The organism is Phenylobacterium sp. (genome assembly GCF_031181185.1).
Classification (GTDB): domain Bacteria; phylum Pseudomonadota; class Alphaproteobacteria; order Caulobacterales; family Caulobacteraceae; genus Phenylobacterium.
The window spans coordinates 15254-39177 of record NZ_JAPSKZ010000006.1 but is presented as its reverse complement, the minus strand read 5'-3'; the positions used below and the strand labels follow the sequence as shown (position 1 = coordinate 39177).

At 70.0% G+C, this 23924-nt stretch carries 24 protein-coding genes; 16 read left to right on the top strand and 8 right to left on the bottom strand.

The annotated features are described in order from the left end of the window. Positions 1-118: 118 nt before the first annotated feature. Positions 119-4603: an ATP-binding protein gene (locus tag RIF93_RS01495; RefSeq protein WP_309087731.1), complete on the top strand. Its 4485-nt coding sequence runs from the start codon at positions 119-121 to the stop codon at positions 4601-4603. Positions 4604-4698: 95 nt separating this feature from the next. Continuing rightward, the gene (locus tag RIF93_RS01490) at positions 4699-6501 is read left to right on the top strand and encodes a DUF885 domain-containing protein (protein WP_309087730.1); all 1803 of its coding nucleotides are present in this window, start codon (positions 4699-4701) and stop codon (positions 6499-6501) included. On the opposite strand, the gene RIF93_RS01485 is transcribed toward RIF93_RS01490, so the two are convergent. Genes RIF93_RS01485 through RIF93_RS01470 form a run of 4 tightly spaced genes read right to left on the bottom strand, consistent with a single transcriptional unit; the run spans position 6498 to position 10246 of the window. Beyond that, complete coding sequence (locus tag RIF93_RS01485) at positions 6498-7850, bottom strand: HAMP domain-containing sensor histidine kinase (RefSeq protein WP_309087728.1); 1353 nt, start codon at positions 7848-7850, stop codon at positions 6498-6500. The genes RIF93_RS01490 and RIF93_RS01485 overlap by 4 nt on opposite strands. Further along, positions 7847-8518, bottom strand: coding sequence for a response regulator transcription factor (locus RIF93_RS01480; protein ID WP_309087726.1), 672 nt, complete (start codon positions 8516-8518; stop codon positions 7847-7849). Before RIF93_RS01480 ends, RIF93_RS01485 begins: the two co-directional genes overlap by 4 nt. A gap of 14 nt (positions 8519-8532) precedes the next feature. Further along, a complete protein-coding gene (locus RIF93_RS01475) occupies positions 8533-9051 on the bottom strand; it encodes a PepSY domain-containing protein (protein WP_309087724.1) in 519 nt (172 codons plus the stop codon). Between the two features lie 13 nt (positions 9052-9064). Further along, complete coding sequence (locus RIF93_RS01470; protein ID WP_309087722.1) at positions 9065-10246, bottom strand: glycosyltransferase; 1182 nt, start codon at positions 10244-10246, stop codon at positions 9065-9067. Between the two features lie 153 nt (positions 10247-10399). On the opposite strand from RIF93_RS01470, the gene RIF93_RS01465 reads away from it, so the two are divergent. The 5 genes from RIF93_RS01465 to RIF93_RS01445 all read left to right on the top strand — a co-directional run bounded on the left by RIF93_RS01465 (position 10400) and on the right by RIF93_RS01445 (position 14002). Further along, positions 10400-10846: a MarR family transcriptional regulator gene (locus RIF93_RS01465; protein ID WP_309087720.1), complete on the top strand. Its 447-nt coding sequence runs from the start codon at positions 10400-10402 to the stop codon at positions 10844-10846. Between the two features lie 66 nt (positions 10847-10912). After that, entirely contained in the window at positions 10913-11980 is a 1068-nt protein-coding gene (locus RIF93_RS01460; RefSeq protein WP_309087718.1) for an MBL fold metallo-hydrolase, read from the top strand. 36 nt (positions 11981-12016) lie between these two features. Beyond that, entirely contained in the window at positions 12017-12814 is a 798-nt protein-coding gene (locus RIF93_RS01455; RefSeq protein ID WP_309087716.1) for an enoyl-CoA hydratase-related protein, read from the top strand. Then, positions 12811-13293, top strand: a complete 483-nt coding sequence (locus RIF93_RS01450) for a GNAT family N-acetyltransferase (protein WP_309087714.1) — start codon at positions 12811-12813, stop codon at positions 13291-13293. Before RIF93_RS01455 ends, RIF93_RS01450 begins: the two co-directional genes overlap by 4 nt. Continuing rightward, on the top strand, positions 13286-14002 hold the full coding sequence (locus RIF93_RS01445) for a polysaccharide deacetylase family protein (protein WP_309087753.1): 717 nt from the start codon (positions 13286-13288) through the stop codon (positions 14000-14002). The genes RIF93_RS01450 and RIF93_RS01445 overlap by 8 nt, the downstream gene beginning before the upstream one ends. On the opposite strand, the gene RIF93_RS01440 is transcribed toward RIF93_RS01445, so the two are convergent. Then, positions 13999-14931, bottom strand: a complete 933-nt coding sequence (locus tag RIF93_RS01440; RefSeq protein WP_309087712.1) for an SDR family NAD(P)-dependent oxidoreductase — start codon at positions 14929-14931, stop codon at positions 13999-14001. The genes RIF93_RS01445 and RIF93_RS01440 overlap by 4 nt on opposite strands. Before the next feature lie 33 nt (positions 14932-14964). Next, positions 14965-16263, bottom strand: a complete 1299-nt coding sequence (locus RIF93_RS01435) for an MFS transporter (RefSeq protein ID WP_309087710.1) — start codon at positions 16261-16263, stop codon at positions 14965-14967. A gap of 221 nt (positions 16264-16484) precedes the next feature. Here RIF93_RS01435 and RIF93_RS01430 point away from each other — a divergent pair, with 221 nt between their 5' ends. From RIF93_RS01430 to RIF93_RS01400, 7 genes are read left to right on the top strand one after another with little or no spacing between them, the layout of a single operon-like run. After that, a complete protein-coding gene (locus tag RIF93_RS01430) occupies positions 16485-16985 on the top strand; it encodes an N-acetyltransferase (protein ID WP_309087708.1) in 501 nt (166 codons plus the stop codon). 36 nt (positions 16986-17021) lie between these two features. Continuing rightward, the gene (locus RIF93_RS01425; protein WP_309087706.1) at positions 17022-17552 is read left to right on the top strand and encodes a DUF1285 domain-containing protein; all 531 of its coding nucleotides are present in this window, start codon (positions 17022-17024) and stop codon (positions 17550-17552) included. After that, positions 17549-18199 carry an NUDIX hydrolase gene (locus RIF93_RS01420; RefSeq protein WP_375163813.1) on the top strand — a complete coding sequence of 217 codons (651 nt, stop codon included), beginning with the start codon at positions 17549-17551 and terminating at the stop codon, positions 18197-18199. Before RIF93_RS01425 ends, RIF93_RS01420 begins: the two co-directional genes overlap by 4 nt. Positions 18200-18224: 25 nt before the next feature. Beyond that, complete coding sequence (locus RIF93_RS01415) at positions 18225-18455, top strand: hypothetical protein (RefSeq protein WP_309087705.1); 231 nt, start codon at positions 18225-18227, stop codon at positions 18453-18455. Next, positions 18452-19702: a CCA tRNA nucleotidyltransferase gene (locus RIF93_RS01410; protein WP_309087703.1), complete on the top strand. Its 1251-nt coding sequence runs from the start codon at positions 18452-18454 to the stop codon at positions 19700-19702. Before RIF93_RS01415 ends, RIF93_RS01410 begins: the two co-directional genes overlap by 4 nt. Next, complete coding sequence (locus RIF93_RS01405; protein ID WP_309087701.1) at positions 19699-20394, top strand: type 1 glutamine amidotransferase; 696 nt, start codon at positions 19699-19701, stop codon at positions 20392-20394. Before RIF93_RS01410 ends, RIF93_RS01405 begins: the two co-directional genes overlap by 4 nt. A gap of 14 nt (positions 20395-20408) precedes the next feature. Beyond that, complete coding sequence (locus RIF93_RS01400) at positions 20409-20549, top strand: hypothetical protein (RefSeq protein ID WP_309087699.1); 141 nt, start codon at positions 20409-20411, stop codon at positions 20547-20549. Here RIF93_RS01400 and hemF read toward each other — a convergent pair. Then, a complete protein-coding gene (gene hemF, locus RIF93_RS01395) occupies positions 20546-21421 on the bottom strand; it encodes an oxygen-dependent coproporphyrinogen oxidase (RefSeq protein ID WP_309087697.1) in 876 nt (291 codons plus the stop codon). The genes RIF93_RS01400 and hemF overlap by 4 nt on opposite strands. A gap of 4 nt (positions 21422-21425) precedes the next feature. Beyond that, the gene (locus RIF93_RS01390; protein WP_309087695.1) at positions 21426-21887 is read right to left on the bottom strand and encodes a tRNA (cytidine(34)-2'-O)-methyltransferase; all 462 of its coding nucleotides are present in this window, start codon (positions 21885-21887) and stop codon (positions 21426-21428) included. 189 nt (positions 21888-22076) lie between these two features. Here RIF93_RS01390 and petA point away from each other — a divergent pair, with 189 nt between their 5' ends. Together petA and RIF93_RS01380 are read left to right on the top strand one after the other, a co-directional pair. Then, entirely contained in the window at positions 22077-22631 is a 555-nt protein-coding gene (petA, locus tag RIF93_RS01385) for a ubiquinol-cytochrome c reductase iron-sulfur subunit (protein WP_309087693.1), read from the top strand. Between the two features lie 5 nt (positions 22632-22636). Beyond that, on the top strand, positions 22637-23923 hold the full coding sequence (locus RIF93_RS01380; protein WP_309087691.1) for a cytochrome b/b6: 1287 nt from the start codon (positions 22637-22639) through the stop codon (positions 23921-23923). Position 23924 lies beyond the last annotated feature (1 nt).

Here is a 23924-nt window from a genome sequence, read left to right as displayed (position 1 = left end):
GACGTTTGTTCCTGGATTGGATCAACAAGCAAAACAATAGGTTGAGCCTTCAAGGCAGAGCTTGCGGCTTCGTCGAACTGAGCTAAAGCGGTGCTGCTTTCGGAAAGGGGGGCGCAGGTTGAGCGAGCGCGGGACCTCGACTGAGATCGTGGACGGCGACCCCTTTCCCGGGGGCGGCGAGGTCGCCGCCATCATGCGCAAGCTCGACTGGGCGTCGACGTCTTTGGGCCCGCCGGACACCTGGCCTAAAAGCCTGCGCTCGGTTGTCCGGATCATGCTCACGTCCGGCTACCAGATGTGGCTGGGCTGGGGACCTCGACTGGCCTTCCTCTACAACGACGCTTACCGGCCGACGATGGGCGTCAAGCACCCGCACGGCCTCGGCCAGCCGGCCCCGGAAGTCTGGCGAGAGATCTGGCACGACATCGGACCGCTCATCGACGAGGTGATGAGCACCGGGGAGGCGGTGTTCCGGGAAGGCATGCTGCTCTTGCTGGAGCGCAGCGGCTTCTCGGAGGAGACCTACCACACCTTCTCCTACAGCCCGCTGTTCGACGATCACGGCGCGATCTCGGGTCTCTTCTGCGTCGTGATGGAAGAGACCGAACGGGTCATCAACGACCGACGGCTCGCCACGCTGCGAGCCCTTTCCTCGGCCGCCGCGGCGACAAAGACCGAGCAGGAATTGTTCGACGCGATCGAGCGGCGGCTATCGGAAAACCTCTCAGACCTTCCTTTCACCCTTACCTACCTCTTCGACGAAGGCGGGAAGACCGCGCGGCTCGCGGCGGCCTCCGGCATCGAGGCGATGCACCCCGCCGCCGCGTCCGAGATCCAGCTCTCCGACACCTTCTGGCCGGTCCGCGACATCCAGGGTGGCAGCGAACCCCAGGTGATCGACGCCGGAATGCTGCCCGGGGAACTGCCTTGCGGCGCCTGGGAGAAGGTCGCTCAGCAGGTGCTTTTGGTGCCGCTCGCGCAACAGGGGCACGAGCGCACGGCGGCGGGCTTCTTCGTCGCCGCCCTGAACCCGTACCGCCCGGTCGACGCAGCCTATACCGGCTTCATCGAAATGCTCGCCGGGCAGATCGCCGCCGCCCTGGCGAGCGCCCGCGCCTTCGAAGAAGAACGCAAGCGCGCAGAGGCGCTGGAGGAAATCGACCGGGCGAAGACGGCATTCTTCTCGAACGTCAGCCACGAGTTCCGGACGCCGCTCACGCTGATGCTGGGGCCGCTCGAGGAACTGCTCGCGACGTCCGACCTTCGGACCGAGCAGGCCCACTCGCACGTGGAGCTCGCGCATCGGAACGGACTGCGTCTCCTGCGGCTGGTGAACAGCCTTCTCGACTTCTCCCGGATCGAGGCTGGCCGGGTGAAGGCGTCGTACCAGGCGACGGACCTGGCGAGCTTCAACGCCGAGATCGCCGCCAGCTTCCGGTCAGCGGTCGAGAAGGCCGGGCTCACCCTGCGGGTGGACGCCGAGCCCCTGGCCGAGCCGGTCTATGTGGACCGGGAGATGTGGGAGAAGGTGCTCCTCAACCTCATCTCCAACGCTTTCAAGTTCACCTTCGAAGGCGAGATCAGCGTCACCACACGAGCCTCTCAGGACGGCCGTGGGGTGGTGGTCGAGGTGCGCGACACCGGGACCGGCATCCCCGAGGAAGAGCTGCCCAAGCTGTTCGAGCGCTTCCACCGGGTCGAAGGCGCCAAGGGCCGCAGCTTCGAAGGGAGCGGCATCGGGCTCGCCCTGGTGCAGGAGCTGGTGAAACTGCACGGCGGCGCCATCTCCGCCGAGAGCGCGCTGGGGAAGGGCTCGACCTTCACGATCGTCGTGCCGTTCGGGAAGAGCCACCTGCCCGCCGAACAGGTGGGCGAAGAGGGGCTCGAGCCGAGCCCTGCGCCCCGGGCGCAGCCGTTCGTCGAGGAGGCGATGCGCTGGTCGTCGACCGGAGCCCGGGAGCCTGCTCTGGCGGAATTGATCCCTCTGGCGGACGGAAGGCCGGACACGCTCGTCGCCGGTGGGCGGATCATCCTCGCCGACGACAATGCGGACATGCGCGACTACGTCGCCCGCCTTCTGCGATCTCAGGGCTACGAGGTGGTGGCGGTGAGCGACGGCCGCGAGGCGCTGGAGGCCGCCCTGAAGGCGCCGCCGGACCTCATCCTCAGCGACGTCATGATGCCGAACCTCGACGGCTTCGGTGTCGTGGCCGAGGTGAGGCGAACGCCGACACTGGCGGGCACGCCGGTGATCCTCCTGTCGGCGCGCGCCGGCGAGGAGGCGAAGGTCGAAGGACTCGATGCGGGCGCCGACGACTACCTGATCAAGCCGTTCGCGGCCCGGGAGCTGCTGGCGCGGGTGAACGCCAACATCCAGCTGGCGACGGTCCGCCGCGAGGCGGCGCGCGCGGTGATGGCAAGCGAGCGCCGGTTCCTGATGACGCAGGAACAGCTCTCGCGGGCGCTCGCGACGGGCCGGGTGGCGGTGTACGACTGGAAGGTCGACGAAGACCGCCTGAGCATCCAGGGCCCGCTGAGTGAGGTGTTCGGCGTGAGCGCCGAGGCGGCGGCTCACGGCCTGCCTTTGCAGAGGTTCGTGGACGCCATCCACCCGGACGACCAGCCGGAGACCATGGCCAAGGTCAACGCCACGGTCGAGACCGGCGCGCCTTTCGAAGCCGAATACCGGGTCGCCGCCGCCGGCGACGTCCGCTGGGTGTTGTCGCGCGGCCAAATGAGCCTGAGCCCGGAAGGGCGGCCGGTGTTCTCAGGCGTGCTGATCGATCTGACGGCGGACAAGGCCCAACGCGAGGCCCTAGAGGCGCGGACAAGGGCGCTGCAGATCCTCAACCGCGCGGCGACCGCCATCTCCGGCGACCTGGACCAGGATCGGGTGGTCCAGACGATCATCGACGCCGGGGTTGAGCTGACTGGCGCGGCGTTCGGCGCGTTCTTCTACAACGTGGTCGACGAGGCGGGCGAGCACTACACCCTCTACGCTCTGTCCGGCGCGCCCCGCAGCGCGTTCGAGAAGTTCCCGATGCCTCGCAACACGGACGTCTTCGGACCGACGTTCCGCGGCGAGGGAGTGGTACGGTCCGACGACATCACGAATGACCCGCGCTATGGCCGGAACGCGCCGCGCCGGGGCATGCCCGAAGGCCATCTGCCGGTCCGCAGCTATCTCGCAGTGCCGGTGAAGTCCCGGACAGGGCAGGTCCTCGGGGGGCTGTTCTTTGGACATCCCGATACGGGCGTCTTCACCCAGACCGCCGAGGAGCTGATGCTGGGTCTGGCTGCGCAAGCCGCCGTGGCGCTCGACAACGCCGAGCTGTTCCGGTCGGCGCAGCGGGAGCTGCAGCAGCGTCGGCGCGCCGAGGCCGAGCTGCAGGCGATCAACGCCACCCTGGAGCAACGGGTCGCCGAGGAGGTGGCTAGCCGCGTCCAGGTGGAGGAAGCCCTCCGCCAGGCCCAGAAGATGGAAGCCATCGGGCAGCTGACCGGCGGCGTCGCGCACGATTTCAACAACCTGCTCACGGTGATCATCGGCGGCCTGGACACGATCCGCCGCGCGCGGCCTGAGGACGAAGCGCGCATCCGGCGCGCCACCGACATGGCCCTGCAGGGCGCGCAGCGCGCCGCCAGCCTGACCGGGCGGCTGCTCGCGTTCTCTCGTCGCCAGCCGCTGGCCCCCAAGCCGCTCGAGCTGAATGCGCTGGTGCGCGACATGACGGACCTGCTGCACAGAACGCTGGGCGAAACCATCGAGCTGGAAGGCGTGCTCGCGCCTCGGCTGTGGCGCGTGGAGGCGGACCAGAACCAGCTGGAGAGCGCTATCCTGAACCTCGCGGTCAACGCGCGCGACGCGATGCCCGAAGGCGGCAAACTGACCATAGAGACGGCCAACACCGCGCTCGACGAGAGCTATTCCGCCACCGACGCCGAGGTGATCCCGGGCCAGTACGTGATGGTGGCGATCAGCGACACCGGCCACGGCATGTCGAAGGAGACGCTGAGCCGTGTGTTCGAGCCGTTCTACACGACCAAGGAAGTCGGCCGCGGCACGGGCCTTGGCCTGAGCATGGTCTACGGCTTCGTGAAGCAGTCGGGCGGCCACGTGACGATCTACAGCGAGGAAGGCCAGGGTACGACCGTCAAGCTCTACTTCCCGCGGTTCACGGGGCCCGCCGAGGCCGTGGAGAGGCCGAGCAACAGCGCGGCTCCGGGCGCCAGTGCGGGCGAAGTGGTGCTGCTGGTCGAAGACAATGACGACGTCCGCAACTACAGCTCGATGATCCTGAGCGAGCTGGGCTACGCCGTCCTGGAGGCGGCTGACGCGGACGAGGCCATGGTGCTCCTTCGGAGCGCGCCTCGTGTGGACCTGCTGTTCACCGACGTGGTGCTGCCCGGACGCACCGGGCGCGTGCTTGCCGACGAGGCGCGGGCGCTCAGGCCGGACCTGCCGGTGCTCTACACGACGGGCTATTCGCGCAACGCCATCGTCCATCACGGCCGGCTGGACCCCGGCGTGCAGCTGATCAGCAAGCCCTTCACCTTCGAGGAGCTCGCCACGCGCGTCCGCGACATCCTCGACCAGCGTTGAGCCGGCGCCGGGCACGCTAAACGGTCGCGGCGACTGTCGCGCCGCGTCGCGACCGGCTAGCTTCGCCGGCGCAGTGATCCCGAGAGGATGAGAATATGCAGCTTTCCCGGCGTGATTTCGGACTGAGCCTGGCGGCGGCGACGATGCTGACGCCTGTGGCGGCGGCCGCGCAGAGCGACCTCGACCGGCAGCTCACGGCCTATCTCGACGCCGAGTTCGAGGAAGAGTTGGCCATGGACCCGATGGAGCTGACCAGCCTCGGGCGCAAGGAGCAGTACGACCGTCTGACCGATCACAGCGAGGCGGCCGCCGAGAAGAAGCTGGCCTGGCGCCGGCAGAGCGTGGCCGAGATGAAGCGCAGGTTCGATCCGGCGAAGCTGGGCGACGATGCGCGGGTCTCGTTCGACATGTGGGCGCTGGAACTGGAGCGGGCCGAGACGGCGCACCGGTGGCGCGGCCACAACTATGTCTTCGAGCGGGGCGGCTATCACACGCGCCTGCCCAACTTCATGATCAACCAGCACCGCGTGGACACGCCCGCGGACATGGCCGCCTACATCAGCCGGGTCGCGCAGATCGGTCCGGCGCTGGACGTGCAGCTGGCGCGGGCGAAGGCGGCGGCGGCGAACGGCGTCCGCATGCCCAGGTTCGCCTACGAGCAGTCGGCCGAGGAGGTGAAGCGCCTGACGGCTGGCGCGCCGTTCGGCGCGGGCCCGGACTCGGCCTTGTTTGCCGACGGCAAGGCGAAGATCGCGAAGCTGGACCTGCCGGCGGCCGAGGCCGACCGGCTGACCAAGGCGCTGGCCGAGGCCATGACCGGCAAGATGAAGCCCGCGTACGACCGCCTGTCGGCCTGGCTGGCGGCCGACGTGGCGAACGCGACGCCCGAGCCGAAGGGCGCGGGCGCCCTGCCGGACGGCGCGGCCTATTACGACGCCATGCTGCGCCTGCAGACGACGACCGGCATGAGCGCGGAAGAGATCCACCAGCTGGGGCTGGCCGAGGTGAAGCGCATCCGCGGCGAGATGGAGACGCTGAAGGCCAAGATCGGGTTCGCCGGGACGCTGGAGGAGTTCTTCGTCCATCTGCGCACCGACGACCGCTTCTACGTGCCGAACGATGACGCTGGCCGGGCGCGCTATCTCAAGATGTGCGAGGAATTCCTCGCCGGCATGAAGGCGGTGCTGCCGCAGTATTTCGGCCGGATCCCGAAGTCCGAGCTGGTGGTGAAGCGGGTCGAGAGCTTCCGCGAGGAGCCGGGCGGGGCGGCGCACTACAGCTCGGGCGCGCCCGACGGTTCGCGGCCCGGCATCTACTACGTCCACCTGGCCGACACGCGCGCGACGCCGATCTACGAGATCGAGGGCACCTGCTACCACGAGGGCTGGCCGGGGCATCACATGCAGATCATGCTGGCCCAGGAGATGACCGGCGTGCCCGCCTTCCGCGGCCAGTACGGCTACGGCGCCTACATCGAGGGCTGGGGCCTGTACGTCGAGCGGCTGGCCAAGGAGGTCGGCTTCTACAAGGACCCCTACAGCGACTTCGGCCGGCTGGGTCGGGAGATCTGGCGCGCCATCCGCCTGGTGGTCGACACCGGCATCCACGCCAAGGGCTGGAGCGAGGCCCAGGCGCTGGAGTTCTATTCGTCGAACTCGCCCCAGCCGATCGGCAAGATCCGCTCGGAGATCCGCCGCTACTTCGTCAATCCGGGCCAGGCGACCTCGTACAAGGTGGGCATGGTCAAGATCCTCGAGCTGCGCGACGAGGCGCGGCGCGACCTGGGCGCGAAGTTCGACCTGAAGGGCTTCCACGACACCGTGCTGGGCGCCGGCGCCCTGCCGCTGGGCGTACTGCAGACCCGCGTGCGGCGCTGGACCGCCAGCCGGAAGGCCTAGGCCCGGAAGCGGACCGTCACGCGCAGGCCCGGCCCGGCGTCGGCGAGCTCTATCGCCGCGTTGTGCGCCTCGACCGCCGCGGCCACGAGGCTGAGGCCCAGGCCGAACCCCGGCGCGACGTCGTCGCCGCGCCAGAAGCGCTCGAAGACGCGGTCGCGGTGCGCGGGCGGCACGCCCGGACCGTTGTCGCTCACGGCCACCTCGACGCCGCGAGCGGTCATGCGAGCCTCTAGCGCCACGTGGCCGCGCTCGGGTGCGAACTTCACCGCATTGTCCAGCAGGTTGCTGACCATCTGGAAGATCAGGTCCCGATCGCCGGTGACGGCAAGGCCGGGCTGGAGGGTCTCGGTCAGCGTCTGGCCGCGATCCTCCGCTGCGGGGCGGTGGAGTTCGGCGGCGTCGGCGAGCAGGCGCGAGAGGTCAACCGTGGCGCCGGCGGCGCGCGGGCCGCTCTGCAGGCGTGCGATGCGCAGAAGAGCCTCGAACATGGCCTGAAGCCGGACGGCCTCGTCGAGGGCCGCGGCGGCGCGGGCCTGAACATCGGTCGGATCGTCCGCGACGGCCAGCTCCTCGAGTTCGGCCCGCAGGCGGGTGAGCGGCGTGCGCAGTTCGTGCGCGATGCTGTCCGAGACGCGGCTGATGGAGGCGACCAGATGCTCGATGCGGGCCAGCATCTCATTGAGGGTTGCGGCGAGCTGGTCGAAGTCGTCGCCGCTGCCGCGAAGGGCGACGCGTCCGGTGAGGTCGCCGGCGATGACGGCGCGGGCGGCCCGGTTGATGCTCTCCAGCCGCCGCGAAACAGCGAGCGTCATCACCAGCCCGCCGATGACCCCCAGGGCCAGCGTCATGCCGAGGCCCCACGACAGCGCCTCCAGGATCAGGTCCTCGCGCTCGTCGAGGTCTTCGGTGTCGAGCCCGACCAGCAAGCGCCAGCCGCCCGGCAGCCGCCGGTCCCGGACCACCGCCTCGTGCTCCTCCTCGGCCCCGGTGGCGTAGGTGCCGAACTCGTAGCGGACCCACTCGGGGCCTGTGACGCGCGGCCAGTCGAGGAGGTTGGCGGCGACCACCGCGCCGTTCGGCGCGACCAGCACATGGTAGGGCGTTCGCACGCGCGGCTCGGCGGCGCGTCGCTCCAGCGCCCGGATCAGCGCGTTGCGGCCCTGGCGCTCGTAGATCGCGGCGAGGCTGTCGCTTTCGGCGCGGATCTGCCGCTCCACCTGCTGGAGCGGCCGCCACACCCCGCCCACGTAGCTCGCGCCCAGCATCAGCCCGATCGAGGCGTAGAACAGCGCCATGTAGACCAGGGTCAGCCTGAGCGTGAGGCTGCGGAGGGGATGGGGCCGCCTCATGTGCGCAGGGAGTAGCCCATGCCGCGGATCGTCTGGATCAGGGGCGGGTCGAAGTCCTTGTCGATCTTCTGCCTCAGGCGGCTGACGTGCTGGTCGATGATGTTGGTCTGGGGGTCGAAATTGTAGTCCCAGACCGCCTCGAGGAGCATGCTGCGGCTCACCACGCGGCCTGCGTTGCGCAGGAGGTATTCCAGGAGCCCGAATTCCCGGACGGTGAGGTCGACAGGCTTGCCGGCGCGTGTCACCGTGCGGCTGATCAGGTTCATGCGCAGGTCGGCCAGCGACAGCTCGGTCGTCTCCTGCACCGGCGCCTTGCGGCGGCTGAGCGCCTCGACGCGGGCCAGCAGCTCGGAGAAGGCGAAGGGCTTGGCGAGGTAGTCGTCGCCCCCCGCCCTCAGTCCCTTCACCCGGTTGTCCACGTCGCCCAGCGCCGAGAGGATCAGCACCGGCGTGCTGTCGCCGGCGGCGCGCATCGTCTGCAGGATCTTCAGGCCATCCACGTTCGGCAGCATGCGGTCGAGGACGACGACGTCGTAGGTCTCCGCGGCCACGCGGAAGAGGGCCTCGCGCCCGTCGGCCACGTGGTCGACCAGCCAGCCCTCGGCCTTGAGGCCCTTCACGACGTGGCCGGCGACCCGGGCGTCGTCCTCCACGACCAGCACGTGCATGCCGAACTCCGAGGCTAGTCGTCGATCACCGGACTGATCGCGCCCGTCCGCAGGTCGACCCGGACTTCGCGGTCGGGCGCGCCCGTCAGCTCGGCCTCGTAGTAGTACCGGCCGCCTTCCCGCTCCAGCCCGATGTCGGCCACGCGCCCCTTCGTAGAGGTCTCGATCAGGGCGATCGTCTGGCTGAGCGTGCGAGGCGCCGCCTGGGCCGCCTTGAGCGCGTCGCCGCCGAAGGGCAGGCGGATGGCGGCCGGGCGCGAGTGGCGCAGCACCTTGCCGGTCGCGGCGTCGACCTCGGCCTCGACGGGCCGGCCGTCCTTCACCAGGTCGATGTCGTACACGAGGCCGCCGCGCTCGTGGTCCAGCTCGGCGTCGAAGGCGCGAGCGCCCAGCGCCTGTTCGGCGGCGGCGACGGCCTGGGCGAGCGGGATCGTCTGGGGCCTGGCAGGCGGCGTCGCAGCCCCTTCCTGGGCGAGGGCGGGGACGGCGAGGGCTGCGGCGACCGCGGCGAGGATCAGGCTTTGGGTCTTCATCTTACTTCTCCGTTCAGCGCCCCCGCACGCCCCTTCCTACCGGCGCGAGATGAGCCGGAGCTGCCGCCCGGATTTGGATTTCGCCATGTTGGTCGCGGACGGCCAGGACGAGATCGCAGAAGCGCTCCACGGCGGCCTCGAGGCTGTAGTCGGCGGCGCGATCCCTCGGGAGCACGCGGGTGGCGGGGTCGAGCTGGGCGCCGATGGCGTGGGCCAGGTCCTGAGGCTCGGGCGAGGCGAGCGCGCCGTAGCGCCCTCCCGCCAGCACCTCCGGCGCGCTGCCGGCCGTGACAGCGGCCACCACCGGAACGCCGCAGGCCAGGGCTTCGAGCAGGCTGTTCGAGGCCCCTTCCCAACGGGAGGGCAGGACGTAAGCCGCCGCTCTGGCGACCAGCGGAAAGGGGTTGGCGACCTCGCCCTCGAACCGGACGGCCTCCTGCAAGCCCAAGTTCCGGGCGAGCGCTTCGAGCCGGCGGCGGCGGCGGGCGCCTCCGCCGCCCAGGACCAGCAGGCGCAGGTCCGGCCAAGCGCCGGCGCGCAGGACGGCGAGGGCCTGGATCAAGGCCTCCACGTTCTTCTGGCGGTGCAGGCGGCCGACCGCCGCGAGGTATAGCGCCCCGTCGCTGAGCCACGGGTGCGCACAGGGCTCGGCGGCGCGCGCCCGGATCGCTGCGACGTCTACACCGTTCGGCGCCACGTGCAGCCGTCCCTCGCGCCGCGCGGGCTCGAAGGCGGGCCGGCGGGCGGCCACGCTGGACACCGAGACCAACGGGGCGCCGTCTCGGACAATGAGGCTGAGACCTGCGCCGCGGAGCCGCCGGATGGCGGCCGGCTCGCCGGCATGGAACGGATCGTTGCTGATCCGGTAGAGGCGCGGCAGCCCTGGCAGGACCTGGAGGGCGGCCCAGACCGCCAGGTGTGCGTGGTTGCCCATCGAGACGACCGCGCCAGCCTGCCTGAACCGCGCCCGCAGCGCCGGGACGGCCGCCGCGAGAGCCAGCGGACGCGGGCCGGGCGGCCGGCCCAGCCGGGTGAGCGCCGGGCCGTCAAGGTCGTCGGCGAGCGGCCCCGCTTCGAGGCAGACGACCTCCACGGCGGCGCCGCGCCGCGCGAGCGCGTTGGCGACATAGACGGTGTTGCGGGCGACGCCGTCGCGGGCCAGGGCGGCGCAGAAGAGAATGAGGGGGCGAGGCATCGGCCGAGCTTCGCCACGCCGCATGACAGGCGCTTGCGGCCAACATTTGCTTTTCGCCATGTTCGCGGGCCGGCCCCGGAAGGTGCTTCAATATCGAAACATTCCGTTGAAACTCGAATGGTAGAGCTTCGTCGGTGGACGGAGGGCTCAGGCATGGCGGTGACGGTCGAGGAACATCCGGAAGTCCAGGTGTTCGACGAGATCAGCATGATCGAGCACGGGGTGCGGACGGTGATCGGCGGCTGCCTGCCCGTGGGCCTGAGCTATCCCCAGTTCGAGGTGCTGAACCTGATCGCGCGGCGCGGCGAGGACCTGACGCCGGCCCGGATCGCCGCGGCGCTGCAGATGACGCCGGGGGCCATCACCAACACCCTGCAGCGGCTGGAGGCCATGCGGCTGATCGTGTTCGAGCCCTGCGGCGCCGACCGGCGGAAGAAGCGGGTGCGCCTGACGCCCAAGGGGCGTGAGGCCTACAACCGGTCGATGGTCGCGATCCGGCCGAAGATGGAGAAGCTGCGCGAGGCCTTCACCCAGAAGGAGTTCCGCGAAGCCCTGCCGTTCCTGCGCGCCCTGCGCATCTGGATGACCGAGCAGGGCTGAGGCGCTTGCCCTCCGCTGCGGCAGCGGGGAGAAGCTTCGATACTGAACAGACGAGGAGCGCGGCGCTTGCGCGACGGACTGGAAGACCCGCCTGCCGAACTGGCGCGGCCGAAGCTGAGCTATCCGTTCGAGGCCTCGCCCGCGGCAGGCGAGGCGGTGGACGTGGCGCCGGGCGTGAAGTGGCTGCGCATGCCGCTGGGCGGGCCGCTGGGCTTCATCAATGTCTGGGCCATTCGCGAGGGGGAAGGCTGGGCGATCGTCGACACGGGCCTGGGCGGCGTGGCCACGCGGGATGCCTGGCGCGCGGCGTTCCAGGGGCCGCTGGAAGGGCGCCCCGTGACGCGGGTCTTCGTCACCCACATGCACCCCGACCACATCGGCATGGCCGGCTGGCTGACGCGCAAGTTCGGCTGCCAGCTGTGGATCACGCGGCTGGAGTTTGTCACCTGCCGATCGCTGGCGCTGGACACCGGCCGCGAGGCGCCGGAGGTGGCGGTGACCTTCTATCGGGCCGCCGGCTGGGACGAGGACGCCATCGACCAGTACAAGGCCAAGTTCGGCGGGTTCGGCCGCGGCTTGCACGTGCTGCCCGACAGCTTCCGCCGGCTGAACGACGGCGAGCGGATCCGGATCGGGGATCATGAGTGGGAAGTCGTGGTGGGGTCCGGTCACAGTCCGGAACACGCCTCGCTGTGGTGTCGCGACCTGAAGCTGATGATCTCGGGCGACCAGGTGCTGCCGAAGATCTCGTCGAACGTCTCGGTGTTCCCGACCGAGCCCGAGGCCGATCCGCTGACCGACTGGCTGACCTCGCTGAAGGCGATCAAGGCGCGCGTGCCAGACGACGTCCTGGTGCTGCCCGCCCACAACGAGCCGTTCCACGGCCTGCACGCCCGGCTGGACCACCTGGTGGCCGGGCACGAGCGGGGCCTGGCGCGGCTGGTGGCGGAGCTTGCGACGCCGAAGCGGGTGGTGGACGTCTTCCACGTGTTGTTCCGCCGGCCGATCGGCCCCGAGCTGCTGGGGCTGGCGACGGGCGAGAGCCTGGCGCACCTGAACTGTCTGCTGCGCCGCGGCCTGGGACGGCGCGAGCGAGACGCGGACGGGATCGACTGGTACTCGGCCGCCGCCTAAGCTTGACGGGAAGTTTCCCGATCAAGGAGGCCGGCCATGGCCGAACATGTGCTCATTGAGACGTCCGCGGGCGTCCTGACCATCACGCTGAACCGTCCCGAGAAGAAGAACGCCCTGACGCGCGCCATGTACCAGGCGATGGCCGACGGCATCGACGCGGCGGACGCCGATCCGGACGTGCGCTGCGTGCTGATCCAAGCCGAGGGGGACATGTTCACCGCCGGCAACGACCTGGCCGACTTCGCGGCGGTGAACCGCGGCGATGAGAGCGCCAACGCCGCCCGCGAGAAGGGCAATCCGCTGCTGAACGCGCTGGAGCGGGCCAAGACCCCCATCGTGGCGGCGGTGAACGGCCGGGCGGTAGGCGTCGGCGTGACCATGCTGCTGCACTGCGACCTGGTCTATGTGAGCGAGGACGCGCTGCTGACGACGCCGTTCGTCAACCTCGCCCTGGTGCCGGAGGCTGCGTCCTCGATGCTGCTGCCGGCCCGGATCGGACATGCGCGGGCCTTCGCCATGTTCGTGCTGGGCGAGGCGGTCGATGCGAAGAAGGCCGAGGCCTGGGGTATCGCCAACGCCGTCGTCCCCGCGGCCGAGCTGCGGGCGAAGGCGCGGGCGGCGGCCGAGGCCGTGGCGGCGCGGGCGCCCGCTTCGGTCGCAGCCACCAAGGCCCTGATGCGCCGGCCGGCCGAGCCGATCGCCGTGCGCTACGAGGAAGAGGGCCGCCTTTTCGCCGCCCAGCTGAAGTCGCCCGAGGCGGCCGAGGCCTTCGCCGCCTTCGCCGAGAAGCGGGCGCCGGACTTTTCGAAGGTCCGGGCGCAGGAGCCGGCATGAGCGGCGTGACGATCCGCGTCGCCACCGTCGCCGACGCGCCGCTGATCCTCGCGTTCATCAAGGAGCTCGCCGAGTACGAGCGGCTGCTGCACGAGGTGGAGGCGACCGAGGCCGACATCCGCCGCGACCTGTTCGGCGAGAACCCGCGGGCCTTCTGCGACATCGCGGAAGCCGACGGGACGCCGGTGGGCTTTGCGCTGTGGTTCTACAACTATTCGACCTTCCGCGGGCGGGCCGGGATCTACCTGGAGGACCTGTTCGTGCGGCCCGAGGCGCGGGGCCTGGGCGCCGGCAAGGCCCTGCTGGCCCGCCTGGCGCAGCGGTGCGTGGAGGCGGACCTCGGTCGCTTGGAGTGGGCGGTGCTGGACTGGAACGCGCCCTCGATCGCGTTCTACGACAGCCTGGGCGCGGCGGCGATGACCGACTGGACCGTTCGCCGGCTGGACGGTGCGGCGCTGCGCACGCTTGCGGGTGAGTAGGCGCAGGTTCGGCCTCTGGGCCGCGGCCGCCGTCGTGCTGGCGGTCGTCGGACTCTACGGCCTCTTCAAGGTGAGCAAGGCGCGCTGCTTCACGCTCACGGGTTCGGTCGTCTGCCGGGTCGAGACGGCGCGCCCGGCGGTGGCGCTCACCTTCGACGACGGCCCGACCGAGCGCGGCCTCGAGGCGGTGCTGCCGGTGCTGGAGGCGCACGGGGCGCGGGCGACGTTCTTCCTGGTCGGGCGCGAGGCGGCGCAACGGCCGGACCTGGTGCGGCGGATCACGGCGGCCGGCCACGAGGTTGAAAACCATAGCTGGTCGCACCGGCGGATGGCGTTCCGATGGGGCGATTCCTATACCCACGAGCTGCGCCGCACGGAGGCGGTGCTGGATGGCGACCGCGGACCCGGGCCCCGGCTGTTCCGGCCGCCCTACGGCAAGAAGCTGGTCGGCCTGCCACTGGCCGTCGAGGCGGAGGGCCTGACGATGGTCACCTGGGACGTGGAGGAGCCGACCACGACCGATCCGGCCCGCTTTGCCCAGGAGATCGTCGCCCAGGCGAAACCGGGCTCGATCATCCTGATGCACCCGATGTACGGCGCCAACGAGACCGCCCGCGCCGCCCTGCCGCGGGTGCTGCAGGGGTTGAAGGCCAAGGGCCTGGAGGTGGTCCCCGCCGGCGAGCTGATCGCCAGCGGGGCCGAGCGCTAGGCCGGCTGGGCCTGCTTGGGCTGGGTGGAGGGCGGGGCGCGTCCGAGGTCGTAGAACTTGGGCGCCATCTGCGGCACGGCTTCCTTGAGGATGGAGTCCACCGTCCACTCCTCGCCTTCCGGCTTGGAGCAGGTCTCGATCGGCCTGGGCTGGGAGTAGAGGATGATGTTCTCGCCCGAGACGCCGAACACCTGGCCCGAGACATTCGCCGCGGCCGGGCTGACCATGGCCACCGAGAACCGGGCCGGCTGGTCGGGGCGGATCTTCTCGGCCATCACCTTGCGGCGCTCGGCCTGGGCCTCGTCCTTGATCGGCACGGACTGGGTCATCCGCGTCCAGGCGACGGGGGCGATGCAGTTGGAGCGGACGTTGTTACGGGCGCCCTCCATGGCGATGATGCGCGACAGGCCGGCGATGCCCATCTTGGCCGCGCCGTAGTTGGCCTGGCCGATGTTGCCGTAGAGGCCCGACGTGGACGTGAAGAACATGTAGGCGCCGTCGTTCTGGTTGCGGAACAGCTCGATGGTCGCCCGGGCGACGTTGAACGAGCCGCGCATGTGGACGTCGATCACCCGGTCCCAGTCGTCCTCGGTCATCTTGTGGAACATCACGTCACGCAGGATGCCGGCCGGATTGATCACCGCGTGCAGGCCGCCAAAGGTGTCCATGGCCTGCTCGACCATGCCCTGGACGGCGCGGTAGCTGGTGACGCTGTCGGAGTTGGACGCGGCCTCGCCGCCGCGCTCGCGGATCAGACGGGCGACCTCTTCCGCCGGGCCCGCCGAGCCGGGATCGTCGCCCTTCAGGCCCCCGCCCAAATCGTTGACCAGGACCTTGGCGCCTTCCTGCGCCGCGATCAGCGCGCAATCGCGCCCGATGCCGTTGCCGCCGCCCGTGACCAGGACGACCTTTCCTTCCAACGCGCCCATTCTGAAATCCTCCCAAATTGAATGGGAGGAAGCCTATTCAAGCCGGTCGGCGCGGCGCAAGTCGGGGAAGAGGCGGGCCCAGAGAGCGGTGACGGCCATGGCGCCGACGCCGCCGAAGACGGCGGCGGCCACAGGGCCCATGATGCGGGCGACCAGGCCGCTCTCGAACTCGCCCAGTTCGTTGGACGCGCCGATGAACACCGAGGAGACCGCCGCCACCCGGCCGCGCATGGCGTCGGGGGTGACGAGCTGCACCAGCGTCTGGCGGATGTAGACGCTGAGCATGTCGGCGCCGCCGAGGACCGCCAGCGCCGCCAGCGACAGCCACAGCGAGGTGGAGAGGCCGAAGACGACGGTCGCGGCGCCGAACAGGGCGACGCCGCCGAACATGAAGGCGCCGGCCTTGGAGTGGATGGGGTTGGCGGCGAGCCACAGCGCCACGCCGGTCGCGCCGACGGCGGGCGCAGCCCGCAGCATGCCGAAGGCGAGCTCGCGGGTCAGCGGCAGCTGCCAGAAGAGCAGGTTCACGGTGACCGCGGGCACTTCGATGATGTCGCGGGCGAACACCGGCAGCAGGGCGGTGGCGCCGGCCAGCAGCACGGCGAACAGGTCCAGCGAGATGGCTCCGAACACGATCTTCTGGCGCCAGACGTAGGCCAGGCCTTCCTTCATCAGCTGCCAGCGCGAGCCCGGGTTCACCTCGGGCTTGGCGTTCTTGCCGATCGAGGCGACGAACACGCCGGCCAGGCCGTACAGGCCGAAGGCGGTGAAGTAGGCGGTCTGGGGCGTATGGGCGATCAGCAGGCCCCCCACGGCGGGCCCGGCGATGGAGGCGCTCTGCCAGGCCAGCGAGTTCCAGGCGATGGCCCGCGGCAGCAGGCGCCGCGGAACCAGCATGGGCCCCAGGGCGGTGTTGGCGGGAGCGAAGAACGCGCGGCTTGCGCCGAAGAGCGCGGCGATGACCAGCAGGAGGGCCGGCGAGGCCAGGCCGTTCACGGTAGCGATGGCAAGCGCGAGCACGCTCAGGATCTCGCCCGAGAGGCAAAGGAGCAGGACCTTCTTGCGGTCGTAGCGGTCGGCGATCTCGCCCGCAGGCAGGGTGAGCAGCAGCACTGGTAGGAACGCGGCCAGGCCGATCATGCCCATGAGGAAGGCGCTCTCTTCGACGGAGCGGGTCTCGCGGGCCAGCACGTACATGTGCCATCCGATCGCCACGCTCTGGATCTGGGCGGCGAAGCTTCCGGTCCAGCGCGAGCCCCAGAACAGGACGTAGTCGCGCTCGCGGAGGAGCTCGCGGGCGGAGGGCGGCGCTTCGGGCGGGGTGTCGGCCATCGGTGGCCCGCGACCCTGCCCTGCGTCGCTCGTCCCCGCAACGGCGTTGACGCCAGCACCCCAGGGCCCTATTTGCGCGCTTCCCGATTACGGCCCGGAGGGCCCCGAGATGCGACGACGTCCGCGCGCCTGAAGAAGCGCCCTGAACCGCCCGGCAGGCTTGGGCATTGAAGCCGTCCTGCCGAACGTCGCCGAAACCGCATCTCGAGAAAAATCCGCCCATGTCCGTTGAATGCTGCGCGCCGGGTCCGGCGCTCACCTTCGCCCATGAAACCCCTGCCGACGGGGTCCCCATCGAGGAGCTGCTGGACCGCGCCTTCGGGCCGGGCCGGTTCGCCAAGTCGTCCGAGCGCGTGCGCGAGTTCGCCGACTTCGCGCCCGAGCTGTCGTTCTGCGCCTGGGAAGGCGGGCGCCTCGCCGGTGTGGTGCGCATGTGGCGGGTGAACGTCGGCGAGACGCCGGTGGTGTTCCTGGGCCCGCTCGCCGTGGAGCCGGACCTTCAGAGCACGGGCGTCGGCGGCCGGCTGGTCGAGCGGGCTTGCGCCGCGGCCGAGGCGGCCGGCGAGGCGGCGGTGCTGCTGGTGGGCGACCCGCCGTACTTCGAACGCTTTGGCTTCACGGGCGCGCCCGAGGCCGTGATGCCGGGGCCGGTGGAGCAACGGCGCGTGCTGATGCTGCCGTTCACGGATGTGACGCTGAGCGGTCCAGTCCGGCCGCGATAGGTTGAGCCCACTCCGTCCGGCCCCTACCTTGCGGCGGTGAGCAGCAAGACCACCCTGGACGATCTGGCCGAGGCGGCGCAGCCGAAGCGCGGCCTGCCGCCCGTGCATCTGTGGAATCCGGCGCGCTCGGGCGAGATCGACATCGTCATCCGCCGCGACGGGACCTGGGTCCACGAGGGCGGGGTGATCGGGCGCGAGGCATTGGTGCGGCTGTTCTCGACGATCCTGCGCAAGGACGCCGACGGCATCTACCTCGTCACGCCGGTCGAGAAGCTGAAGATCACGGTGGAGGACGCTCCGTTCACGGCGGTTCGCGTGGACCGCGCGGGTGAGGCGCTGCGCTTCACCACCAATGTCGGCGACGTCGTGGAGGCGGGGCCAGAAAACCCCATCCGCATCGTCGAAGGCGAGGGCGGCGAGCCCAGGCCCTATGTGCATGTGCGCGCCGGCCTGGAGGCGCTGATCGCCCGGCCAGTTTTCTACGAGCTTGTCGAGATGGCGGAAGAACGGGACGGCGCGCTGGGCGTCGGCTCGAACGGCGCCTGGTTCCCCATAGGCCGGCCGTGAACGACCTGTCCCGCGGCAGAGACCTGAAGGCGTGGATCGCCGACCACCTGGACCCGCTGCACCACGGCGGGGCTGTGGCGGGGATGAAGCGGCGATCCGACTTCGACCTGGACCCGAGCGGCGCCGCCGCGCCCGACGAAATCCTGACGCCGGCGGCGGTGCTGATCGGCCTCGTCGAGCGCGATGTTGGCTACACCGTCCTCCTGACGCGGCGGGCCGACACCCTTCGCCGACACACCGGTCAGGTGGCGCTGCCGGGCGGACGGCAGGACCCGGGCGAGACGCCGTGGGAGACGGCGCTGCGCGAGGCGGAGGAAGAGATCGGCCTGGAGCGGCGGTTCGTGACGTTGGCGGGGCTGTCGACCCCTTACCAGACCGGCACGGGGTATCTGGTGACGCCGGTGGTGGGGTTCGTTGCGCCGGGGTTCACGCTGACGCCCAATCCCGACGAGGTGGCCGACATCTTCGAGACCCCGTTCGGCTTCCTGATGGACCCGGCCAACCACGAGGAGCACGAGCGTGCGCTACCGAACGGCGAGACGCGGCGCTTCTACGCCATGACCCATGACGAGCGGGTGATCTGGGGCGCGACCGCCGGCATCCTGCGGGCGCTGTACGACCGGCTGTACGGGGCCGCCGTTGCTTAGGCTGCTGCTGCTCCGGGGCGCGCTCATGGCGGCGCCGTTCGCGGCCTGGTTCCTGTGGCGGGCCTGGGCCAGGCGGAATGGCCGGGAGCCCGGCGCCACGCCGTGGGCCTGGCTGTTCGCCGCGGCCGGCGTCCTGCTCGCTCTGTCGTTGATGGCGACGGCGATCTTCCATACGGACACGCGGGGACAGACCTATGTGCCCGGCGAGGTCGGTCCCGACGGCCGGGTCACTGAGGGACGCTACGAGACGCGATGACGGACAGCTTGGGACAGCCCGCCTGGATGACGGCCAAGCCGGCGGTTCGGGTGATGGACGCCCTGGAGGCGGCCGGCGGCCCCGACTGCGCGCGGTTCGTCGGCGGCTGCGTGCGCAACACCCTGATCGGCGCCGCCGTCCACGACGTGGACATCGCAACCAGGCTGACTCCTGAAAGGGTCACCGCCGCCCTGGAAGCGGCGGGGATCCGCGCCGTGCCCACCGGCATCGAGCACGGGACCGTCACGGCGGTGGCCGACCATCGGCCCTACGAGATCACCACCCTGCGCCGGGACGTCACCACCGACGGCCGCCGGGCGACGGTGGCCTTCACCGACGACTGGGCCGAGGACGCCGGCCGGCGGGATTTCACGCTGAACTCCCTCTATGCCTGTCGCGACGGCACAATCTACGACCCCTCCGGCCGGGGCGTCGCCGACGCGCGGGCCGGGCGGATCGTGTTCGTCGGCGAGCCCGAACAGCGGCTGCGCGAGGACTATCTGCGCATCCTGCGGTTCTTCCGGTTCCACGCCTGGTACGGCCGGGGCGAGCCCGACGAGGCCGCGGTGGCGGCGTGCTCGGCGCTGAAGGACGACATCCGGACGCTGGCTGCCGAGCGCATCTCGAAGGAGCTGCTCAAGCTGCTGGCGGCGGACGATCCCCGCGCTTCGGTGCGGCTGATGGCGCAGACGGGGGTGCTGGCGGTGATCCTCGAACTCGAGCCGAACCTGGCCCGCTTCGACGGCCTGGTGGAGGTCGAGAGCGAGCAGCTGTTCGAAACCGATGCGGTCCTGCGCCTGGCGGCGCTGCTGCCGGACGACCAGCCAGCGGCGATGAAGCTGGCCGAGCGGCTGCGGCTGTCGAACGCCGACCGCGACCGGATCGTGGCGGCGCTGTCGCCGACGCCGGTGCTGAAGAGCTGGATGAGCCCGCGGGAGATCCGCCGCGCCGTCTATCGCGAGGGCCAGGCGGTGTTCCGCGATCGGGCCAAGCTCGCCTGGGCGGCCGCGCCGGGCACGGCTGTGACGCACCAGTGGCGGGGCATGATCGCGCTCGCCGAGGGCTGGACCGCGCCCGTCTTTCCGCTGAGCGGCGAGGACGTGATCAAGGCCGGCGCGCCCAAGGGGCCGCTGGTCGGCAAGGTGCTGCGCGAGGTCGAGGACTGGTGGATCGACCATGACTTCCTCGACGACAAACTCTCGGCCATCGAGAAGCTGAAGGCCGTGGTCCAGGGGATGGCCTATTGAAGGTTGGCATCCTCAAGACCGGCCGCCCGCCGAAGCCCGCGATCGAGCGGTTCGGGACCTATCCGGACATGTTCATGAAGCTGCTGGGGCCGGACGCCTACGCGTGGCGCACCTATGCGGCGGACGAGGGCGAGTATCCTGGGACGCCGGAAGACTGCGACGCCTACATCGTCACGGGCTCGGCCTGCGGGGTCTATGACCCGGAGCCGTGGATCGGGCAGCTGATGGACTTCCTGCGCAGCGCCAAGGGCCGCGCCAAGCTGGTCGGCGTCTGCTTCGGCCACCAGGCCATGGCCGAGGCCTTCGGCGGCGAGGTGGTGAAGTCGGACAAGGGCTGGGGCATCGGCGAGCACGCGTACCGCGTGCTGAGCCAGGAGCCCTGGATGGACGGCGCCGAGACGATCCGGCTGCCCGCCTCCCACCAGGACCAGGTGGTGAAGCTCCCGCCCGGCGCAGAGGTGATCGCGGCCTCGGAGTTCTCGCCGTTCGGGGCGCTGGCCTGGCGCGACCAGCCGGCGATCTCGATGCAGCTGCACCCTGAGTTCGAGCCCGAGTACGCCGTGGCCTTGATCGAGGCCCGCCGCGGGAAGGTCTATGCCGACGACCAGGCCGACGGCGCGATCGCCAGCTACGGCCGGCCCGACGACCGGGCGAGGGTGGGGCGCTGGATCCGCAACTTCCTGGCGGCGTGATCGCTTCTAGCCGGATGAAACGCCCGAACGCCTTCCTGTTGATCGCCGCCGCCGCGCTGGCTGCGCTGCTGTTCGGCCTGGGCGTGGACACGCGGCGCGACGGGAAGCCAGAGGACGTGCTGATCGCCGCCCAGAAGCTGCCGGACCTGAACTAGGGCCAGGCCACCATCGGGGGCATGGAGCTGAGGATCGTCTCGACATTCCCGCCGGCCTTGAGGCCGAACATGGTGCCGCGGTCGTAGAGCAGGTTGAACTCGACGTACCGGCCGCGGCGGACCAGCTGCTCCTGGCGCTCGGCCTCGCCCCAGGGCTCGACCATGCGGTGGCGGACGATCTTCGGATAGACGTCCAGAAAGGCCTCGCCTACCGCGCGGGTGAAGGCGAAGTCCTTCTCGAAGTCGCCGGTGTTGAGGCGGTCGTAGAAGATGCCGCCGACGCCGCGGTGCTCGCCGCGGTGCGGCAGGAAGAAATACTCGTCGCACCAGGCCTTGAACTTCGGGTGGTACTCGGGGTCGAAGGCGTCGCAGGCGGCCTTCATGGCGGCGTGGAACAGCTTCGCGTCGTCAGCGTCCTGGCTGCGCTGCTCGTCCAGCATCGGGGTGAGGTCGGCGCCGCCGCCGAACCAGCTCTCGGCCGTCGACAGGAAGCGAGTGTTCATGTGCACCGTCGGCACCCGCGGGCTGACCGGATGGACGATCAGGCTGATCGAGGCCGACACGTACGACGGGTCCTTGTCGGCCCCGGGCATCTGGGCCGCCATCTCCGGCGAGAACTTCGCCACCGCCGACGAGGTGTGGACGCCCGCCTTCTCGAACAGACGGCCCTTCAGGTGCCCGCCGACGCCGCCGCCGACGCCTGCCTCCCGCGTCCACGGGCGGAAGTCGAAGCGGCCGGTCGGCTCCGGGAAGAGCTCGGGCGGGGCTTCGTCCTCGAGGCGCTCCAGCTCGGCGCAGATCCGCGCCTGCAGGCTCTCGAACCATTCCTTGGCCCGCAGGCGGCGGTCTTCGATCTCGGCAGGGAGGGACATCTGATCAATCTGGCTGGGGCGTCGGAAAGGCCTTGATCTGCCTCAAGCCTTCGCCGAGCGCCAGCGTCGCGGCGGTGACGACGTTCAGCGAACGCGCGCCCGGAACCAGCGGGATGAAGACCCGCGCGTCGGCCGCCGCGTGGACCTCGTCGGGGACGCCGGCGCTCTCGCGGCCGAACAACAGGACGTCGTCGGACCGGAAGGCGAAGTCATGGAACGCTGTTGCGCCGCGGGTCGTGAAAAGCACCAGCCGACCGCGCTTTTCCGAGAGGAAATCGGTCCAGGAGCGGTGGCGCACGACCTCGGCGCGGGCGGCGTAGTCCATGGCCGCGCGACGCACGGACCGGTCGTCCAGCGGGAAGCCGCAGGGCTCGATCACGTCGAGCGCTACGCCCAAGCAAGCGCCGAGCCGGATCGCGGCGCCCAGGTTTTGCGGAATGTCCGGTTGAAAAAGGCCCAAACGCATTCTAAGGCACCCGCCACGGGACTAGGCCGGGGCGCAAAGACAGAATCACGGACGGGCCTTCGCGAGATACGAAGCCCTCTCCGGGATGCTCGTCTACCCGACCTCTGTTTCGAGAGGACCTCATTATCAGGTCCGAATGCTTCTGGTCCGCCGCTGCAGGGCGGGCCGTCATCGAAGGGTAGCTTTAAGGTGGCCGACACCGTCGTGGGCGCAAATCCCGATCCGCACGCCTCGGGCGACGACCCGAACCGTCGCGACTTCATCCACATCGCGGCGGGCGCCGCGGCGGTCGGCGCGGTCGCCGCGCTGGCCTGGCCGCTGGTGGACCAGATGAATCCGTCGGGCGACACGCTCGCCCTGGCGTCGATCGAGTTCGACCTGTCGAAGGTCGCCCCTGGCCAGCAGGTCGTCGTGAAGTGGCGCGGCAAGCCGCTGTTCGTGCGCAACCGCACGCCGCAGCAGATCGCCGCCGCGATCAAGGACGACAACGCCCCGATGCCCGATCCGCAGCCCGACGAGGCGCGGCACAAGCCCGGCAAGCCCGAGTGGCTGGTGCTGGTCGGCACCTGCACGCACCTGGGCTGCGTGCCCACGTTCGGCGGCGGCGACTACGGCGGGTGGTTCTGCCCCTGCCACGGGTCGCACTACGACACCTCCGGCCGGATCCGTAAGGGCCCCGCGCCGAAGAACCTCGAAGTTCCGGAGTACGCCTTCGTCTCCGACACCAAGGTCAAGATCGGCTGATATCGATGAGCGGACACTCCACTTACGAGCCGAAAACCGGCTTTGAACGCTGGATGGACATGCGCCTGCCGGTGATCCGGCTGGCCTACGACAGCGTCGTCGCTTTCCCGACCCCGAAGAACCTGAACTACTGGTGGACCTTCGGCGGCATCCTGGCGCTGATGCTGGGCATCCAGATCGTCACCGGCATCGTCCTGGTGATGCACTACGTGCCGCACGTCGACCACGCCTTCAATTCGGTCGAGCGCATCATGCGCGACGTCAACTACGGTTGGCTGATCCGCTACATGCACGCCAACGGCGCCTCGATGTTCTTCGTGGCCGTCTACATCCACATCCTGCGCAACCTCTACTACGGGTCCTACAAGGCCCCCCGCGAGGTGCTGTGGATCCTGGGCTGCATCATCTACCTGCTGATGATGGCGACGGCCTTCATGGGCTACGTGCTGCCCTGGGGCCAGATGAGCTTCCACGGCGCGGTCGTGATCACCAACCTCCTGGGCGCCCTGCCGATCGTCGGCGAGAGCATCACCACCTGGCTGTGGGGCGGCTTCGCGGTCGACAACCCGACGCTCAACCGCTTCTTCTCGCTGCACTACCTGCTGCCCTTCGTGATCGCCGGCGTCGTCGGCCTGCACATCTGGGCGCTGCACGTGCCGGGCAACAACAACCCGACCGGCGTGAACGTGAAGTCCAAGGAGGACGTCGTTCCCTTCCACCCGTACTACACGGTGAAGGACGGCTTCGCGATCAGCGTGTTCCTGATCCTGTTCGCCAGCTTCGTGTTCTACAACCCGAACATCCTGGGCCACGCCGACAACTACATTCCGGCCAACCCGCTGGTGACCCCGGCGCACATCGTGCCCGAATGGTACTTCCTGCCGTTCTACGCGATCCTTCGGGCCGTGCCAGACAAGCTGGGCGGCGTGCTGGCCATGTTCGGCGCCATCGGCGTGCTGTTCGTGCTGCCGTGGCTGGACACGTCCAAGGTGCGCTCGATGCGCTACCGGCCCACCGCGAAGCTGTACTTCTTCATCTTCGTGCTGGCCGCCCTGGTGCTGGGCCTCTGCGGCGCCAAGCTCCCCGACGATCCGGTGATCCCGGGCGTGGGCGGCGGCTTCCAGCTGCTGGACGCGGACATCAACAGCTACGTCTGGCTGAGCCGCTTCGCGACCGCCTACTACTTCGCCTACTTCCTGCTCGTCCTGCCGATCCTCGGCCTGGTCGAGAAGCCGCTGCCGGTGCCGGAGTCGATCTCCGCGCCTGTCCTCGACCACGACAAGAAGGATTGAG

Coding starts and splice junctions, on each gene's coding strand:
- RIF93_RS01490 (WP_309087730.1), top strand. CDS start 4,699: ATGCAGCTTTCCCGGCGTGATTTCGGACTGAGCCTGGCGGCGGCGACG.
- RIF93_RS01485 (WP_309087728.1), bottom strand. CDS start 7,850: ATGAGGCGGCCCCATCCCCTCCGCAGCCTCACGCTCAGGCTGACCCTG.
- RIF93_RS01480 (WP_309087726.1), bottom strand. CDS start 8,518: ATGCACGTGCTGGTCGTGGAGGACGACGCCCGGGTCGCCGGCCACGTC.
- RIF93_RS01475 (WP_309087724.1), bottom strand. CDS start 9,051: ATGAAGACCCAAAGCCTGATCCTCGCCGCGGTCGCCGCAGCCCTCGCC.
- RIF93_RS01470 (WP_309087722.1), bottom strand. CDS start 10,246: ATGCCTCGCCCCCTCATTCTCTTCTGCGCCGCCCTGGCCCGCGACGGC.
- RIF93_RS01465 (WP_309087720.1), top strand. CDS start 10,400: ATGGCGGTGACGGTCGAGGAACATCCGGAAGTCCAGGTGTTCGACGAG.
- RIF93_RS01455 (WP_309087716.1), top strand. CDS start 12,017: ATGGCCGAACATGTGCTCATTGAGACGTCCGCGGGCGTCCTGACCATC.
- RIF93_RS01450 (WP_309087714.1), top strand. CDS start 12,811: ATGAGCGGCGTGACGATCCGCGTCGCCACCGTCGCCGACGCGCCGCTG.
- RIF93_RS01440 (WP_309087712.1), bottom strand. CDS start 14,931: ATGGGCGCGTTGGAAGGAAAGGTCGTCCTGGTCACGGGCGGCGGCAAC.
- RIF93_RS01435 (WP_309087710.1), bottom strand. CDS start 16,263: ATGGCCGACACCCCGCCCGAAGCGCCGCCCTCCGCCCGCGAGCTCCTC.
- RIF93_RS01430 (WP_309087708.1), top strand. CDS start 16,485: ATGTCCGTTGAATGCTGCGCGCCGGGTCCGGCGCTCACCTTCGCCCAT.
- RIF93_RS01415 (WP_309087705.1), top strand. CDS start 18,225: ATGGCGGCGCCGTTCGCGGCCTGGTTCCTGTGGCGGGCCTGGGCCAGG.
- RIF93_RS01410 (WP_309087703.1), top strand. CDS start 18,452: ATGACGGACAGCTTGGGACAGCCCGCCTGGATGACGGCCAAGCCGGCG.
- RIF93_RS01400 (WP_309087699.1), top strand. CDS start 20,409: ATGAAACGCCCGAACGCCTTCCTGTTGATCGCCGCCGCCGCGCTGGCT.
- hemF (WP_309087697.1), bottom strand. CDS start 21,421: ATGTCCCTCCCTGCCGAGATCGAAGACCGCCGCCTGCGGGCCAAGGAA.
- RIF93_RS01390 (WP_309087695.1), bottom strand. CDS start 21,887: ATGCGTTTGGGCCTTTTTCAACCGGACATTCCGCAAAACCTGGGCGCC.
- RIF93_RS01380 (WP_309087691.1), top strand. CDS start 22,637: ATGAGCGGACACTCCACTTACGAGCCGAAAACCGGCTTTGAACGCTGG.